Source organism: Bradyrhizobium sp. AZCC 2262, assembly GCF_036924535.1.
Taxonomy (GTDB): Bacteria; Pseudomonadota; Alphaproteobacteria; order Rhizobiales; family Xanthobacteraceae; genus Bradyrhizobium.
This window is the reverse complement of the sequence record NZ_JAZHRT010000001.1, coordinates 2,560,912-2,576,884: the sequence shown is the minus strand read 5'-3', so window position 1 is coordinate 2,576,884 and position 15,973 is coordinate 2,560,912. Positions and strand designations below refer to the sequence as shown.

The 15,973-nt window shown below is 58.9% G+C and carries 16 protein-coding genes; 6 read left to right on the top strand and 10 right to left on the bottom strand.

Features of this window, described 5'->3' with window-relative positions; all coding sequences use genetic code 11:
• Positions 1–372 precede the first annotated feature (372 nt).
• Complete coding sequence (locus V1283_RS12105; protein WP_334386718.1) at positions 373–1,395, bottom strand: MBL fold metallo-hydrolase; 1,023 nt, start codon at positions 1,393–1,395, stop codon at positions 373–375.
• A gap of 279 nt (positions 1,396–1,674) precedes the next feature.
• Between V1283_RS12105 and V1283_RS12100 the strand changes: the two genes are divergently transcribed.
• Positions 1,675–2,793, top strand: a complete 1,119-nt coding sequence (locus V1283_RS12100) for an MBL fold metallo-hydrolase (RefSeq protein WP_334386717.1) — start codon at positions 1,675–1,677, stop codon at positions 2,791–2,793.
• Positions 2,794–3,566: 773 nt separating this feature from the next.
• On the opposite strand, the gene V1283_RS12095 is transcribed toward V1283_RS12100, so the two are convergent.
• Positions 3,567–4,184 (bottom strand): TetR/AcrR family transcriptional regulator, encoded by a 618-nt coding sequence (locus V1283_RS12095; protein WP_334386716.1) that lies wholly within the window; start codon positions 4,182–4,184, stop codon positions 3,567–3,569.
• Between the two features lie 436 nt (positions 4,185–4,620).
• On the opposite strand from V1283_RS12095, the gene V1283_RS12090 reads away from it, so the two are divergent.
• The 3 genes from V1283_RS12090 to V1283_RS12085 are packed head-to-tail and all read left to right on the top strand — an operon-like array spanning position 4,621 to position 5,237.
• Positions 4,621–4,938, top strand: coding sequence for a hypothetical protein (locus V1283_RS12090; protein WP_334386715.1), 318 nt, complete (start codon positions 4,621–4,623; stop codon positions 4,936–4,938).
• Entirely contained in the window at positions 4,832–5,062 is a 231-nt protein-coding gene (locus tag V1283_RS44670) for an isochorismatase family protein (RefSeq protein WP_442895733.1), read from the top strand. Before V1283_RS12090 ends, V1283_RS44670 begins: the two co-directional genes overlap by 107 nt.
• On the top strand, positions 5,010–5,237 hold the full coding sequence (locus V1283_RS12085) for an isochorismatase family protein (protein ID WP_442895857.1): 228 nt from the start codon (positions 5,010–5,012) through the stop codon (positions 5,235–5,237). The genes V1283_RS44670 and V1283_RS12085 overlap by 53 nt, the downstream gene beginning before the upstream one ends.
• A gap of 264 nt (positions 5,238–5,501) precedes the next feature.
• Here V1283_RS12085 and V1283_RS12080 read toward each other — a convergent pair whose 3' ends face one another.
• Positions 5,502–6,026, bottom strand: a complete 525-nt coding sequence (locus V1283_RS12080; protein WP_334386713.1) for a TetR/AcrR family transcriptional regulator — start codon at positions 6,024–6,026, stop codon at positions 5,502–5,504.
• Between the two features lie 179 nt (positions 6,027–6,205).
• On the opposite strand from V1283_RS12080, the gene V1283_RS12075 reads away from it, so the two are divergent.
• On the top strand, positions 6,206–7,402 hold the full coding sequence (locus V1283_RS12075; protein ID WP_334386712.1) for an acetyl-CoA C-acyltransferase: 1,197 nt from the start codon (positions 6,206–6,208) through the stop codon (positions 7,400–7,402).
• Positions 7,403–7,560: 158 nt separating this feature from the next.
• Here the strand turns inward: V1283_RS12075 and V1283_RS12070 are convergent, their stop codons facing one another.
• Entirely contained in the window at positions 7,561–8,211 is a 651-nt protein-coding gene (locus V1283_RS12070) for a TetR/AcrR family transcriptional regulator (protein ID WP_334386711.1), read from the bottom strand.
• Between the two features lie 659 nt (positions 8,212–8,870).
• Here V1283_RS12070 and V1283_RS12065 point away from each other — a divergent pair.
• Positions 8,871–9,659: an enoyl-CoA hydratase/isomerase family protein gene (locus V1283_RS12065; RefSeq protein WP_334386710.1), complete on the top strand. Its 789-nt coding sequence runs from the start codon at positions 8,871–8,873 to the stop codon at positions 9,657–9,659.
• Positions 9,660–9,771: 112 nt separating this feature from the next.
• Here the strand turns inward: V1283_RS12065 and V1283_RS12060 are convergent, their stop codons facing one another.
• The 6 genes from V1283_RS12060 to V1283_RS12035 all read right to left on the bottom strand — a co-directional run bounded on the left by V1283_RS12060 (position 9,772) and on the right by V1283_RS12035 (position 15,970).
• Positions 9,772–10,881, bottom strand: a complete 1,110-nt coding sequence (locus V1283_RS12060) for an alkene reductase (protein ID WP_334386709.1) — start codon at positions 10,879–10,881, stop codon at positions 9,772–9,774.
• A 251-nt stretch (positions 10,882–11,132) separates the two neighbouring features.
• A complete protein-coding gene (locus V1283_RS12055; RefSeq protein WP_334386708.1) occupies positions 11,133–11,924 on the bottom strand; it encodes an enoyl-CoA hydratase/isomerase family protein in 792 nt (263 codons plus the stop codon).
• 17 nt (positions 11,925–11,941) lie between these two features.
• Complete coding sequence (locus tag V1283_RS12050) at positions 11,942–12,838, bottom strand: alpha/beta fold hydrolase (protein WP_334386707.1); 897 nt, start codon at positions 12,836–12,838, stop codon at positions 11,942–11,944.
• Positions 12,839–13,175: 337 nt separating this feature from the next.
• Entirely contained in the window at positions 13,176–13,964 is a 789-nt protein-coding gene (locus V1283_RS12045) for an SDR family oxidoreductase (protein WP_334386706.1), read from the bottom strand.
• A gap of 48 nt (positions 13,965–14,012) precedes the next feature.
• Positions 14,013–14,804 (bottom strand): crotonase/enoyl-CoA hydratase family protein, encoded by a 792-nt coding sequence (locus V1283_RS12040; RefSeq protein WP_334386705.1) that lies wholly within the window; start codon positions 14,802–14,804, stop codon positions 14,013–14,015.
• A 104-nt stretch (positions 14,805–14,908) separates the two neighbouring features.
• A complete protein-coding gene (locus tag V1283_RS12035; RefSeq protein WP_334386704.1) occupies positions 14,909–15,970 on the bottom strand; it encodes a phosphotransferase family protein in 1,062 nt (353 codons plus the stop codon).
• Between the last annotated feature and the right edge of the window lie 3 nt (positions 15,971–15,973).

Genomic DNA, 15,973 nt, shown 5'->3' with positions numbered 1-15,973 from the left:
GACCTCGGAAGGGCAGGCAAATCAGACCGTCGTGTCGTTCGCGGTCGCAACGACGTGTTGCTCCAACGGCGCCAGCCGGATCTCGTCGTCCCTGCCCCGCAGACCGCGTGCCACGGATCGCGACAGCCATCCGTGGCGGGACTCGGCTCTGCTCGCGTCTCGCCGAAGCGCCACGCCTCTGCGCGAACCAAACTCGCGGCTAGGCGATGAAACGTCAATCCAATCCGTCGTGAGAAACCTTCCTACACCGCGCACGGGCCACCTCCGGGCAGCGAATTGCTGCCCGGCCAAACAGTTCGTGCGAAGGTCAGCGCAGACGGCACAAGGGCCGACAGCCGATCGCCTCGGGTTCGACGCGATCCATTCCCGTGGTCACCAGACCCACTGGGCGGCTTCCCAACGGTAGGCGTTGTCTTGTCGAATGACATGCCCGAGCCCCGGGAACGGAAAATGATAGCCCATCACCATAGTCTGCTCGGTCGCGACGCGATCCAAGATAGCCTTGCGCGACTTGATCGCCTGCGCGGGATCGTAGTCGAAGATCGGGGACCAGTTCGGTCGTTGCAAGCTCGTCACTGGATGATGGGCAATATCGCCCATATGCATGAATTGCTCATTGCCCGAGACGAAGAGAATCGTGGCATGTGAAGGCGAGTGTCCCGGTGCCGAGATATAATGTACGCCGGTGGTGATTTCGCCATTTTGTTTGACGAATCGCGCGCGGCTGGCCACCGGCGGCAGGTTTTCTCGAGCCGCCGAAATCGTGCCCTTCTTGAATCCGTCAGGCATGGGAGAAGTATTGACCTCACTTTCGAAACGACTGCCGGTCCAATAGTTCCATTCCGTATCGACAAACACGAACTGAGCCTTGGGAAACGCGAGCGCGCCCGCCTTCGTCACCAAACCTCCGATATGGTCCAGGTGACCGTGCGACATCACCACCAGATCAATGCTTTCCGGCGTGATTCCGGCCCGGACTAGGTTGGCCTCAAGGCCGGGAAAGCTGCCGAAGGCCGGGCCGAGTTTCTCGCCGAAGCCCGAATCGACAAGGATGCGCTCCTGTCCCGTGTCGACCACCAAGACGTTGTTCGTGACCTGGACCACGGGTTGGAGGAAGTTCGCCTTCAGCACGGGAGCGATCTCAGCGTCAGACGCGTTCATGACGAAGACCGGCTTGATCGGTATCTGCCCGTAGCCATCAGAAATCACGGTCGCTTTGAAGTCGCCGATTTTGAAGCGATAGAAGCCATTGCCGTTTAGGGCTTCCGGGCCGGATTGGGCCTCGGCTCGAGCCGGGCTAGGGGTAAGAAATGGCGTTGCCGCTCCAGCAACGGCCAGGCCGGCGGCGGCACGAAAAACATTACGACGGGTTAGAGTCGTCGGGGACTTGATCATGTCTATCTCCTGTAGCGAGAAGGCGCGGCGTCAGTGATGCGTCTAAATACAATTTCGATCACAATCGACAATGTTCACCTTTCCACATGCCGTCAAGCCTGGAGCGTCGCTCCCCACTAGCATCGGATCGAAAAACGCCGTAATATCCAGCCTATTTCAAAACATATCCATTACGCTCACATATTCTTGATACGGGAACGGAAGTCATAGTCATCAATTGACGATTGTAATCGAAATTGTCATTGACTAGGTTGACCCCACCAAAGAGCCGAGCGCCGCATGGTGATTAGCTCAAACGAAATGAGGGTTCGGACCGCCGACGCGGTTCGCATCGCTGGTGATGGCCGCCTGTCAGCGCTTGGGGACGCACGACCAGCATGGTGGCTGGATCCGTTTTCTGACGGTCGCGGCATGCTTGCCTTCCGTGATGCACGGAGGCGCCATGCCGGTCCGTTCCTGTTCATAAATCTCGGCAAAGGATGGCGAGACATGCTGTCAAGTAACTCCGGCTTTAAGCGCCTTTCGCGCGCCGCCCTGTCCCGATCTCAGTTTCTCAAATTGGCCGCGGGCGCGCTGCTCCCTTTGGCCGGCCTGCGGCCGTCGGCTGCCGCGGCGAATGGCAATACGGCGGAAAGGAAGGAAGCAGTGGCGCCGGCACGCATGGGGTCCATTCTTGTCAACGAGTTCGGAGCCGTCAAAATCCATTCCTACCTCAGTCCCACCGATGGCTTTCACGTGAACACGCAGATGATCGAGGGGAAAGAGGCTGTCGTCATATTCGACGGTCAGCTGCTGCTGCCGTATGCCGACGAAGTCGCGTCATATGTGCAAACGCTCGGCAAGCCCGTTGACCGAATTATTCTTTCGCATGGGCACACCGATCACTGGGCCGGTCTTCAGGTTCTGACCGAGCGCTTCCCGGCCGCCCGTGTATTCGCCCTGGACGGAGTTGCCGCCCCGCTGCGGGCCAGAGGCAAGATGAGACTCGATAGCTTCCGCACGATTCACGGTGACAAGATCGCGACGAAGGTCACCGTGCCGACAGAGACGATCACCGAGGGTGTCCAGGTGATCGACGGGGTCACCTATGACTTCAAGAGATTCACCGATGCCGAATCGGACTTGCAGCTCGCCGCCCTGCTTCCCGATCAGAAAGTACTGATGGCGTTCGACCTGGTGTTTTCACCGAATGAGCATGCTTTTACCGTCGTGGACCATTTCGATCATTGGATGGTTGTTCTCGAGTCGCTCAAGGCGTTGGAAGGTTACGACATTATGACCATTGGGCATGACACGCCCGTCCTCCGTTCCGCGATCGACAGCACGATTAGCACGTCAAGCGCGCCAAGGAGATCCACGCGGCTTCCCCTGACGCGAAAACCTACAGCGACGGCCTGAAGGCCGCCTTCCCTGAACGGCAGCAGGCCGCTTGGGTTGCCGAATTCTCCGCCAGCATCCTCTACCCGCCACCCCACTGAAACGGGCGCCATGGAGCGAGAGGCGTTGTGGCAGTCAACGAATTTTCTAGAGCGAGATAACTTTTCTTGGAATCGTCGTCCCGCTCTGTCGCCGTTTGAGCACCATCTCCGCGCCAATAGTTTGCCTTTGCCGCGAGGGAAACTCGCGCGCGAACCCACAATTTGGGGTCGGCCCGAGTCTGCTTTGGCGCTCATAGCAGACTCGACTCGGACGTCACCCCACATCCGGAAAGGGGCCAAGACCAGAAGTCGCGATGTGAATTTTAGCGCGGCGGTGGAGACCGCGGCGAGTTACGGTAATTGTTGGTTAGTTACAGTGAGGCACGACAACGGTTACGGTCGTTCCATCTGGGCGTGTCTCGGTTTCAGTGTGGCCACCAATGCTCCGCGCCAAATCCTCAACTATTCGTCCCCCAGCGCCTTGGACGCCGCAAGCCCCTACGCCGCTGTCTTTGACGGTGCAATGCCAGAAACCGTCTCCATAGAAAGCCTCAATACGCACCGTATGGGTCGGCCGAGTTGACAATCTCCGGAGCCACTCGTGGTCGAGCGACCTGCATACGGGCGAAAAGCGCAAGCTCGCGATCAAGCCCGCTCTATTACTTTGGCTTATCCCGCCCCATCGAGCATTTGTTGTGTTCCGATCGATGTTAGATCGCGCGAATGCATTTGTCGCGAAAACTCGGGCCGACCCTAGGCGCCTCTCACGTCGCCAATCTCCGACAACTTCACGGCAGCGTCGATAAGGTCGACTTTTGCATTGGCCGGCTCATCGATCAGCGCAGATACGTACGCTCCGTTGATGAGTAACGCGATCTGCGTCGCCTTTCGCTGCGGATCGCTCACGCCGAGTTTAGTGAGTATCGTTGCCAGCCGGGCCCGCATTTCCTCCTTATTGCTCCGCGCAACCTTGCGACCGGGATGATTGCCGTCGGCCGGAAATTCCGTCGCGAGGTTGAGAAACGGACAACCGCGATAGCTAGGCTGACGGATCCGTTTTGCGATCCCGGATAAAAGTCCCTCCAGCAGAGCGCGAGGATCACCGGCGTACCGCTCCTCGATGCGATCCCACCACGCCCAAAACGCGCGATTCTGTCGGTCAGCCACGGCGGTAATCAAAGCGTCCTTGGAATCGAATACACGATAGAGGCTCGTCTTGGACACGCCCGATTGCTCAACTATCGTATCGACGCCGACGGCCCGGATGCCATCGCGGTAGAACAACTGGACCGCCGTATCGAGGATGCGCTCGCGGGCGCTCGCTTCGCCCTTCGGCGGAGCCCCTCGGCGAGGTCGCGTCCTTTCCTGCATTTCCCGTATCTCCCGCTGATTTCTCATTTGACAAAGTAACAGACCTTTCTCTACTATTAAAGTAACATACGGGTCGGTAACTTTCCAGAGGCTCCCGTCCCCCGAGCGGCTGGTCGTCGAGGCGATATGGTACTCGCGGGCGCGGTGGAAATCGAAAACGCGGCAGAGAACGCCGCTGGGATGCGGCATGCGTCGCTCGGTATCTCACGTAATCCGGTGAAACATGAACATAGCGTGTCGTCTTCTCCGGCGGGCGGCCCTCGTATCACTTCAACAGCTCCGTCCAAACGGCGGTCGATAGTCCCGGAGACACTCTACGCGGCCGAACCATGGCGAGCTTGCTTGGGGAAGGTCGCAATGGAGGTTCGGGCGATTTCATCCCTGTCAGACCAATCGTCTCCAACTCATTTCGCCTTGGCCAATCCGGAGACCACCGATGACTGTCCCTACTTACCGCGCTCAATCCACCGCAATTCTTTTGGTGGATCCCTATAACGACTTCTTGAGTAAGGGTGGAAAGCTATGGGAGCGCACCAAGGATATCGCTGAAAAAGTGAACTTGCTGGACAATTTGCGTAACATCATCACGGACGCCCGAAAAGCGAATGTGAAGATCTATTTCGTTCCGCATCACCGATGGTCGCCAAGTGACTATATCCACTCCGTATCAGTTGGCGTCGAATGGACGAAAGACCTTCGAGAAGCACACCTGGGGAGGCACCTTTCACGACGATTTCCAAGTGCAGAGAAATGACATTCTTATCGCCGAGCATTGGGGCTCAAGCGGATTTGCGAATACTGACCTGGACCATCAGCTCAAACAATATGGCATCGAGCAGAATCATCTGCATCGGCTTGCTGGCCAATACTTGCATTGAGGCCACGGCCCGTTTCGGGATGGAGCTTGGTTATCATGTAACGCTGCTAAAGGACGCGACCGCGGCCCTCAGTGAGGAGGCTATGCACGCAGCGCACTACATCGACGGACCCACCTATGCCCATGAAATCCTCACCACCGCTGAATTGCGAGAGGCGCTCGCGTGCGCGACATAAGACACGATTGTGATTTCTCGGCGCCGGGGCTTTGACGCAGCCACGACCGTGAACCTAGCGGCGCATCGATCAAGGCTATTTTCCGCTTAGATTGCCTGACGACAACAGTGACCTCACGCGTCCCGCCCGCCGCTGCGGCGGACGACCGTCACTCGCCGCGCCATCGAATTCGCTCTCTTTTTTCGGCTCTCCTTCCAGCCGTGCCGAGGGCAATCTTGGACGACGGGAGCCGAATGGGCCGCGAGACGTCGGCAGCAATCGCTGTCACGCGCCATTCTGCGACAATCCGCTACTCATTTCTTGATTTCGAGGCGTCATTTGATTGCGAACCGCATACCTGCCGGCTTCGAGAATAGTATCGGACAACGTTTTGTCGGCGGTGGCACGAGCGAGCACGACAGAGCCTAACATTGTGGCGAGCGCGCCGACGGCTAAGAGGCGCGGGTCTTTTTCGGACTCCCGCGCAAACCAACGAGCCAGCACATCGATCATCTCTTCCAATTTGGTAGAAAAGACCTGTCGGACCTCCGGTCCCGATCGCGCGATATCGGCGCCCAGCGACGGCAGCGCGCAACCCTGCGCGGGCGCATCGCGATGACCTTCACTTAGATACCATTCAATGATTGCATCGATGCCACCAGGCTCTTCTTTCAATTTGTTCCATCGCGAGACAGTGCGGTCCATGGCCAACGCGAAAGCCTCGATAACCAGGTCGTCCCGCGACTCGAAGTGAGCATAGAAACCGCCGTGCGTTAGACCGGCGAGTTTCATCAAATTGACCACGCTCATGCCGTTTGCGCCGGTTCGGAGCAGACCACGCGAGGCGACTTCGACGATGCGCTGTCGCGTACGAAGCTTCTTTTGCTTCCGTCTCACCGGCGGCAAATTCCATTGCATTTTGTCCCAGAGGTCATATTAAATGAGCATTATCATACAATGCAATCTGGTTGCGAAAAAGGAACGCCCCCATGGCCACAGCTTCCGATCCGGTCGTCATCGTTTCCGCCGCCCGCACCCCGCTCGGCAAATTCCTGGGCGAGCTGACGCCTTTCAGCGCCCACAAACTCGGTTCCCATGTGATCGGCGTCGCGGTCGAACGGGCCAAATTGTCGCCGGAACGCGTGGACGAGGTGTTCATGGGCTGTGTGTTGCCAGCCGGACAAGGCCAGGCACCGGCGCGCCAGGCTGCGCGCGGCGCCAAGCTGCCGGACGCGACGGGTGCGACCACCATCAACAAGGTCTGCGGGTCCGGCATGAAAGCCACCATGCTCGCGCACGACATCATCAACGCCGGCTCGGCCGAGATCGTGGTGTCTGGCGGCATGGAGAGCATGAGCAATGCGCCCTATTTGCTGGCGAAGGCGCGCGGCGGCTACCGCGCCGGCCACGATCGGATCATCGACCACATGATGATGGACGGGCTTGAAGACGCCTATGAGGTCGGCCGCTCGATGGGCGATTTCGGCGAACAGACCGCCGAAGCCTATCAATTCAGCCGCAAGGACCAGGACACTTACGCGATGGAGACGCTGACCCGGGCCCGCAAGGCGGTCGAAAGCGGCGCGTTCAAGGCCGAGATCGCGCAGCTGACGGTCACCGAAAAGGCCGGCCCGCGCGCTATCGGCAACGACGAAATTCCGCTGAAGGTCGACCCCGCCAAAATTCCCGGGTTGAAGCCGGCGTTCCGCCCCAACGGCACCATCACGCCAGCGGCGTCATCGGCCAATGCCGACGGTGCGGCGGCGCTGATCCTGGCGCGGCGCTCGCTGACCGAGCGCGATGGCTTGCCGGCGCTCGCCGAGATCAGGGGTCACGCCACCCACAGCCAAGAACCACAATGGTTCACGACCGCGCCCATCCCCGCGATCCGCAAGCTGCTTGACAAGGTCGGCTGGAGCGTCGGCGACGTCGATCTGTTCGAGATCAATGAGGCCTTCGCCGTTGTACCGATGGCGGCGGCGCGCGATCTCGGCATCCCGCGCGAAAAACTCAACATCAATGGCGGCGCCTGCGCGCTCGGCCACCCCATCGGCGCTACCGGCGCGCGCCTCATCGTGACCTTGCTGCACGCCCTCGAGGCGCAGGGCCTGAAGCGCGGTGTTGCCTCGCTTTGCATCGGCGGCGGTGAAGCCACCGCCATCGCGATCGAGCGCTTCGTTCATTGATCGATTGGACCAGCGGACGCCGCCGGAGCGCATCGCACGCTTCGCGGGCGTGCCATCCGGCACTCCCGCAGTGGTACCGATAAAATTTTCGCCGGTGCGCGAAGTTTTCTCCGGCGCAGCCGGGTCTGGCGACGCAGCGAAGAGGACCACGATTGCAGTTAACCGCGCCTTCGTGAAGGAGGAACTTGGCTGGAAAGCTCATCGAGAGATTGGATTATGTCTCGCTGGGCGTTCTCCAGAATCTCATTAGAAAACGCCGGCGCGGAGGCCGCAACCGATCGCGACAGGACCAGCGCCCCCACCATCTTGCAATGCAGGCTGATTGCCCATTCCCGCAATGTCCTGCGATGGCCCACCGTAGCCAGTGATCCACTTTCGGCGATCAGCCCGGCAAGGATGGTGATCTGATTGTCCAAGCCGCTCACGAAATGTGATTGCGCTTCAGCCCCAAGGCGGGGAGCATCGCCAGCGAATCCAGCTACGGGGCAGCCGTTGTCGATGTCATCGCGGTGAGATTGCGACAGATACCAGCCAATATAGCGATGAAGAGCCGTGGTCGAGCCGTCGACCGGCGCTCTCGCGTTTTTCACAAGTTCGGCGGTGCCCTCTGTCATGGATTGAGCAAGCACCTCGGCCACCAACGCAGCCTTCGATTCAAAGTGGTTGTAGAAACCGCCTTGCGTGAAGCCGGCATGCTTCATGAGCTCGCTGAGCCCGACGGCGTCCGTTCCCCGTTCCCGGAATAGCTGCGTGGCAGCCGAGACGATCGCGCGACGATTTTCCGCAGCCTGTTCTCTCGAGACTCCCACTTCATAACTCCCAAACTTATTTGCGTCATGAATACCGCGGCACGATTTTATTCACAATCGATCATCTGCAAGATACCGTCCGCAGTGCCGAGCCGAACCCGCAGCAACGTTCATCTGTGGCTCCCCAAGCATGCGTGAATCTCGCCGAAATATAGGATTTCTGGCCAAAATCATGGCAAGATCTACTAGAATAAGCGAGCGAGAATCCAATAAGGCCTTGGGGTTGCTATTTGAGGCACAACGAAATACAATTTCGACCACAATTGTCTTTCACGAGATGTTGATCGGTTCCATTATCAAGCCGAGCGGCCTCTTTGGTCATCGCGTGACCGGATCCGTCGCCGCCCTCTCGCCGGCTCGGAGCTCGGGTCGCCGGCTTAGCCGGAGCAATTCAAATGCAACGGCCGACGACCTCGCGATGCCCCCCTCATCCGCGAATGCCGTTCCGCGCCCAGAACGGCATCTGCCGGCACCTCGAACTCTCATATGTCGCATCGTCCGCGTTTCAGAGCGACCTCGACGCGAGACCGCAGAAACAACATGGCGCGAAGGCGCGTCATCAAGAAAAGGCGCGCCATCGATATCGAACGAACTGCCCTTGACAGCCGAACGCACTATCCACGAAACGCTCTTCGCAAAAGATTAGCTCGGAGAACAAAATGGCCAGCGTGACACTTGAGATCCAGGATGCCCTCGCCGTCGTCACTATTTCAAACTCGCCCCTTAATCTGTTCACATGGGAAATGCTGGACCAGCTAAGTGACATAATCGACGAAGTCACGGCGGCTCCGATCCGCGCACTATTGTTGAAGGCAAACGGACAACACTTCAGTGCCGGCGCCGACGTTCCAGCGATGTTTGAGCGCCTGTCAACGCACGCGGCCGAAGCTCACCTCGTCAGGCACATTCCGCTCATGGCACGCCTGCAGGAGCTTCCAATTCCGACGATCGCGGCCGTCCGAGGATTGTGCCTGACTGCCGGCCTCGAAATCGTACTTCGCTGTGACCTTCTGTGGGCCAGCGAAACGGCCCAATTTGCTCAATTGGAAGCCATGATAGGCGCGACCACGTTGCTTGGAGGCGCACAGATCCTATGCGAGCGTGCCGGTCCCGCGCGGGCGATGGAGATTTGCTATTCGACGTCCATTTATGGCGTTGTTGACTTCGAAAAATGGGGCATCGTGACGAAAATTCTTCCGGATGCCGAACTAGACGGCGACGCAGTGAAATTCGCCAAACAGCTCTCCAAAGGGCCGACACGAGCTTTTCAAGCGACCAAACGCCTGATCCGAGCGGCCGCCCAAGACGGGGCTTGCGCCGCCGATCGCCTTGTGGGCACCGTCGGCGCTCCCCTTCTGGAGACGCACGACATGCGGGCTGGCGTGAAGGCTGTCGCGGAACACGGCGCACGTAACTTCAAAGGCAAGTTCACGTTTCAGGGGAGTTAAGCGGAGGACGTCGAACTGTAGAGGCACATTCATGACATCGCCGACCATATTGCACGGGGCGCGAGCCAACTCCATCGCTTCCGGGATGGCTTTGCGTCGAGCATAAGAGTCGTCAGGTTTCATAACGAGAATAATCCGTATATCCGGCGGCGCCACCGCCGTAGAAAGTCGCGCGATTGTACGGATTGAGCGGGATATTAAGTTTCAGGCGCGTCGGGAGATCGGGATTTGCAATGAACGCTCGACCGAACGCGATCGCGTCCGCCCTGCCCGAAGCGACAGTGGCCTCGGCGGAGGCTCCGTCGAAACCACCTGCGCCGATCAGCACGCCCGACCAATCGGATCTGAATAGTTCAAGCGCCGAGGGAACATTCTGGTGATTTACGTCGGCGCGCCCTGCCCCGCTACTTCTTGGCTCGATGAAATGCAGATAACCCAAGCCCAACGGATTAAGCTGCCTCAGCACGTGACGATACAGTGATACCGGATCGTCGTCTCCACTCTCATTCGCTACGCCGTACGGTGATAACCGCACCGCAACTCGATCGCTACCCCATACATCGATTAGAGCATCGACCGTTTCCTTGAGAAATCGGCAACGGTTCTCCACCGACCCACCGTATTGATCGCTGCGCTGGTTCGAACGAGACTGCAGAAACTGCTCCACGAGATAGCCATTGGCTCCATGAAGCTCGACGCCATCGAAGCCGGCTAGCTTCGCGTTTTCCGCTCCTTGTCGAAAGCTTTCGACGACCTCCGCGATCTCCTCGGTTTCAAGAGCCCGGGGCGTCTCAAAGGGAACCGACTTCCAAGACGCCGTCAACGTTTCGCCGTTGATCCGGATCGCTGACGGAGCTACCGGCAGCGCCCCGTTGGGCTGGAGTGAAGAATGCGAGACGCGCCCAACATGCCAAAGCTGTAGGAATATTCGGCCGCCCTTCAAATGAACAGCCTCCGTAACATCGCGCCATCCTTCAATTTGCCGTTCGGAGTGAATTCCCGGCGTTGCCGGGTATCCTTGCCCCGCCTGCGAAACCTGGGAGGCTTCCGCGATGATCAGCCCGCCGTCCGACGCCCGTTGCTTATAATGCAGGACGTTCAACGCGTGCGCCGCGACGGTCCCATCCTGGGCGCGCATGCGCGTGAGAGGAGCCATAATGACCCGATGGCTCAGTCGATATGGCCCCACGGTCAGTGGCGCAAACAGCTTTGAAAAACTCATGTGTTCTCCGTGAATCGAATTCTGGTGTACGCGGTCTGCGCCGTAGGCGCCCGACCTGCTGCCGTCAGGCCGCCCAACTCAAAGTCGCCCCTGCGCTGATGCGCATTTGTCCGCAACAACATGCATATGCCCCTATCTTTCTAGCGATCAAGACGTCGCATAACGATCCGAGATGTTCCGAGATGTCCGGATGTAAACGATACTGTGAGTGGCGTTCTCGCATGGCGCTGCGAGAACCATAAGCGGTGTACCTATCTCCCGACGAAGCTCGGTTCCACTTTGTCCTTGAATGCCTTTACGCCCGTTAGGCCGTCTCGTGACCGGGACATTTGGACGATGGAGGCTGATTCATGCTTCATCTGCTGCTCAAGGCTTTCACCGCCGCTGAGCAGCAGAAGCCGCTTGACGGACCCAAAGGCCTCCGTTGGACCGGCGGCGAGCTGTTCGGCAACCTGGGCAACGGTGGCTGACAGGCCCGCGGCAGGCACCACGCGATTGACCAATCCCCAAGCCATTGCCTCTTCCGCGCACAACGACCGGTTCAGCAGGAACATCTCCTTCGCGCGGCGGAGGCCGATGAGGCGCGGCAGAAACCAAGTCGTGCTCCCGTCGGGCGTCAACCCGATCTTGGTGTAGGCGCTGGTGAATCTTGCTTTTTCAGACGCAATCGCAAGATCCGCCGCTGCCAACAAGCCGAGACCGGCGCCAGCTACCGCGCCGTTGACCTCAGCAATGACGGGTGCGCGCATGCGCGCGAATACTGAGATCGCCTCCTCGAGATATTCTGTCATTTCCTCGAGCAGAATATCGACCCGTGTGGAATCCGAAGCAAAGCCGGCCACGTCACCACCCGAGCAGAACGCGCGATCGCCGGCACCGGTCAGCACGACACATCGTACTGCCGGATCAGCGCTGCACTGCCTCGCCGCAATCGAGAGCTCCCTTGCCGTCAGCACGTTGATCGCATTCAACTGCGTTGGCCGATTGATCGTGATGCGGACGACTTCTTTCGCCGCGCCGTAGATGAGGGTTTCGTAGGTCACGGTATTTCCCTTACGTGTCACGTGCTCTGGATGAAGAGCTGAATCAAAGCGACGATCGTGTCCGGAGCGTCTTCCTGGCTGAAATGACCCGCCCCAGGAAGCTCGATAACGGGACGATCGGGCCAAATGCCCCGGAAATCTGCGATCTGCGCACCGGGCGCAATACCCTTATCCTTCATGCCCACCACGAGCATGGCGGGCTTTGCTTTCAAACCGTCAATGAAGGGAAACCCTTCGCGCACATAGGGCACCATGCGGCCAAGAAGCGCGTCCAACGGAAATTCAATAGCACCCAGACAATCGACTTTGCTCGGGAACGGCGCGCTATAGGCCGCAACCCAATTGGCATCGACGGCGGCCATATTCTCGAAGCCGATGGCTTTCATGATGCCGAGAACGTTCACATTGAGATGCCCCAGCACTTCATGCAAGGTTCCTGCTTCGTGATGCTCTTTGATGAATTGAAACCACGGCGTGAGCCCGCTGGATTTTGCTCGCCCGTAACCCGTCAGGGTGTTGAGCAAAAATAGCCGTTTGACCCGGTCTGGATGACGCAACGTGTAAGCGGCTCCGATCGGGCCGCCCCAATCCTGGATCACGAAGGTAATATTCTTGAGGTCGAGCTCGTCGACCAAATGCGCCAGGTTCTCGACGTGGGTCTTGAGTGAGTACTCGCGATCACGAGGTGTCTCGCTCTTCCCGAAACCCATGTGGTCCGGCACGATCACGCGGTTGGTCTTGGCGAGAGGGGGAATGAAGTGGCGATAAAGATAACCCCATGTCGGCTCTCCGTGGAGGCAAATGATGGGTTCGCCCTCCCCTTCGTCGACGTAATGCATCCGAAAGCCACTGCCTTCAAAATAACGCGGCGCGAACGGCCAGGTCCCACCAAACGTCTCGTGTTCCGCGATCATGCTAAATCTTCGCTCCTCTCGGTTCGGCCTTCGATGCTAAATCGCCGTCGATCGCACGGGGTACGGTCCCATTCGAGCTGCGGCCTCTCATGTCCGCACCAGCACTTTGCTGGCCAACCGCCATGATCATTCGCGCGCGCCTCCCTTTTCGATCGCATGGCATCTGATGCCGGTGGGCCAACCCCTCCGCGCGACACCATCCCGGGAGACGACGGCTGTTGCCAGGTCGCGTGCCCCCATGCGCGTCGCGCGAGCGAAGCGGGCTCATAGCTCTCCGAGTGAGGCTTGTGGATGCGGCGTACTGAAAGCTCGGAGAGTTCATGGTCTCGGTGAGTAGCTAGGCCGGCAAAACAGCGGTCAAACCGCCGTCCACGGCAAGTATCTGTCCGGTGATGTGTTTGCCGGCATCGCTTGCGAACAGGATCGCGGCACCTTTGAGGTCATCCTGGTCGCCGATGCGGTGCAAGGGGGCGCCAGCGGCCAGCTTCTCCACGCCGACGGCTTCGAGCGTGCCCTTTGTCATCTTGGACGGGAAGAATCCCGGTGCGAGCGCGTTGACGGTAATCCCGTAGCGGCCCCAATCGCCAGCTAGCGCGCGCGTGAAATTGACCACCGCGCCCTTGCTCGTATGGTAGCCGATCATTTGCATTTCGCCCGTGCCGCCTCGAAGGCCGGCAACCGAAGCGATATTGATGATCCGGCCGTACTTGTTCGGAATCATCGACAGTTTCCCGATCCTCTGGCTGAGCAGAAACAGCGACCGGATGTTGAGATTCATCAGTTTGTCCCAGGCCTCGATCGGATGATCTTCCGTCGATGCGCCCCAGGTCGCGCCGGCGTTATTCACCAAAATATGGACTTTACCCAGCTTGGCGACGGCTTCGTCCGCGAGCCGCTTTATGTCCTCGTCCTTACCGTTGTCAGCCGCGATCCAATCACATTTGATGCCTAGACCCGCGAGGTGTTCCTGCGCTTTCGTCAGATCGGCTGCCTTGCGCGACGACAGGACGATCTTTGCTCCCTGCTCGCCGAGCGCTTCAGCGATCTGCAATCCAAGTCCGCGCGATCCGCCGGTGACAAGTGCGGTCTTTCCCTCAAGATCAAACGCCTTCTTCACGCTGCCCATGTTTGGTTCTCCTCCGTTGTTGAACAATTCAGCTGTGCCGGATCAGTGCTACCGGCCACGGAACACCGCGGCGCGCCGTTCGACGAATGACTGGATTCCCTCTTTGAAGTCTTCGCTGTTGAAGACGCGGTCCTTGATTTTTGGAATATAGTCGACAGCCGCCTGCTCGCCGTCCTCGATAAACTTCAACGCCGCCTCCTTCGTTACCTGAATTCCGATCGGCGCATTCTTCGCGATGGTTGCCGCTACTTGCATGGCCCGCTCGATCTGCCGGCCCGCCGGCACCACCTCCTGCACGAGGCCGATCTTGTAGGCCCGCTCGGAGGTGAACTCGTCGCATAGAAACAAATGGTACATGGCGTCGCCCCACCCCGCCCTTGTCAGGAAACGAAAGTGCGCGCCCCCGAACGGCGCGATGCCGCGCTTGGATTCCATTTGGCAAAACCTGCAGTCATCGGCGGCGATAACGATATCGCCCGCCAGCATCATCTCGATGCCGATCGTATAGACGATGCCCTGTACGGCGGTGACAATCGGCTTGCGGCATCTATTGGCGAGAGCGAAGACGTCGATCGTTTCGTCTCTCAATTCCCAATTCTCGGCTTTGGGACCGAAAAACTTCGGCATGTCCAACCCAGCCGTGAAGTCACCGCCGTCGGCGCAAACGACACCAACCCAATATTCGTCGGTCTTGTCCAGAAGCGTGAGGGCGTCGGACATCTGAAACATCATCTGCGGGGTGAAGGAGTTCTTCTTGGCCACGTTGTCGATAATGATTTTCAGCACGTGACCGTGCACCTCAGTTCGGATTTGCTCCGCTGAACTCGTTGCTGTGCTCATGTCGTTTTTTCTCCCTGAAGAATTGGAAACAAGTCGTGGCGACGTTCGTGACATCCCTGTCGCCGCTCAGCTGCGCAACGATTCGACGCTTCCAGAGCGTCCTCCTAGATTGCACCGGCTCTTTGGGCGTAGCTCCACGACGCCTGCGAAAGGGGAACGCTGAGCGCCGCCGATTCGGCCGCCTTGGCGCTCGCGGCTGTGCCGTCCCTCATGCGTGCCCCGATGCCATGGGTGATTGCGGCCAGGCGAAAGAGATTGTAGGAGAGATACCAATTGATATCCGGAATTGACGAGCGCCCCGACGCCTCGCAATAGATGTCGGCCGCCTCCTCAATCGACGGAATATTGAGCCGCGCGAGATCGGCACCTTTCAAGCCGTCCATCACCCATTGCATCAGCAAGTAGGCGAAATCGGCCATCGGATCGCCAAGCGTGGAGAGCTCCCAGTCCAGGACGGCGATGACGCGAGGCTCGACCGGGTGGAATATCATATTGTCGAGGCGGTAATCGCCGTGGACGACCGACACCCTTTCCTGCTGCGGCACCGTGCGCGGTAGCCACTCGATGAGCCGGTCCATTTCCGGGATGAACTCAACTGCGGAGGCGCGATATTGCTTGCTCCATCTGTCAATCTGCCGCGCAAAATAGTTGCCAGGCTTGCCGAAGTCGCCCAGGCCTATCTCCCGCGGATCGAAACTGTGAAGCCTCGCAAGCGTCTGGATTTTGTCGATGAACATCAGCCGCCGATCCTCCGCTGACTGATTTTGGAGAGTCGGATTCCAAAATACCCGCCCCTCCTCCATCGACATGACGTAAAATGCCGCCCCGATGACTTCATCGTCCATGCACAGCGCGTAAGGTCGCGCGACCGGGAATCCTTGCTTGTGCAGGGTAGAAATGATCCTAAACTCACGGTCAACGGCGTGTGCCGACGGAAGCAGTCTGCCGAACGGCTTGCGACGCACAACGTAGCAGGCGCCGGGCGTGTCGACGCGATAGGTCGGATTTGACTGACCGCCCTTAAACTGTAGGATCTTAAGCGGCCCCGCATAATGCGCGACATTCTGGTGCATCCACCGATCGAGACTCGTCTCATCGATGCGATGACGCTCCTCGATCGGCTTAACACCGGCGTATTCCTCGTCTCGCTTTACGCCCTGTGCCACGCT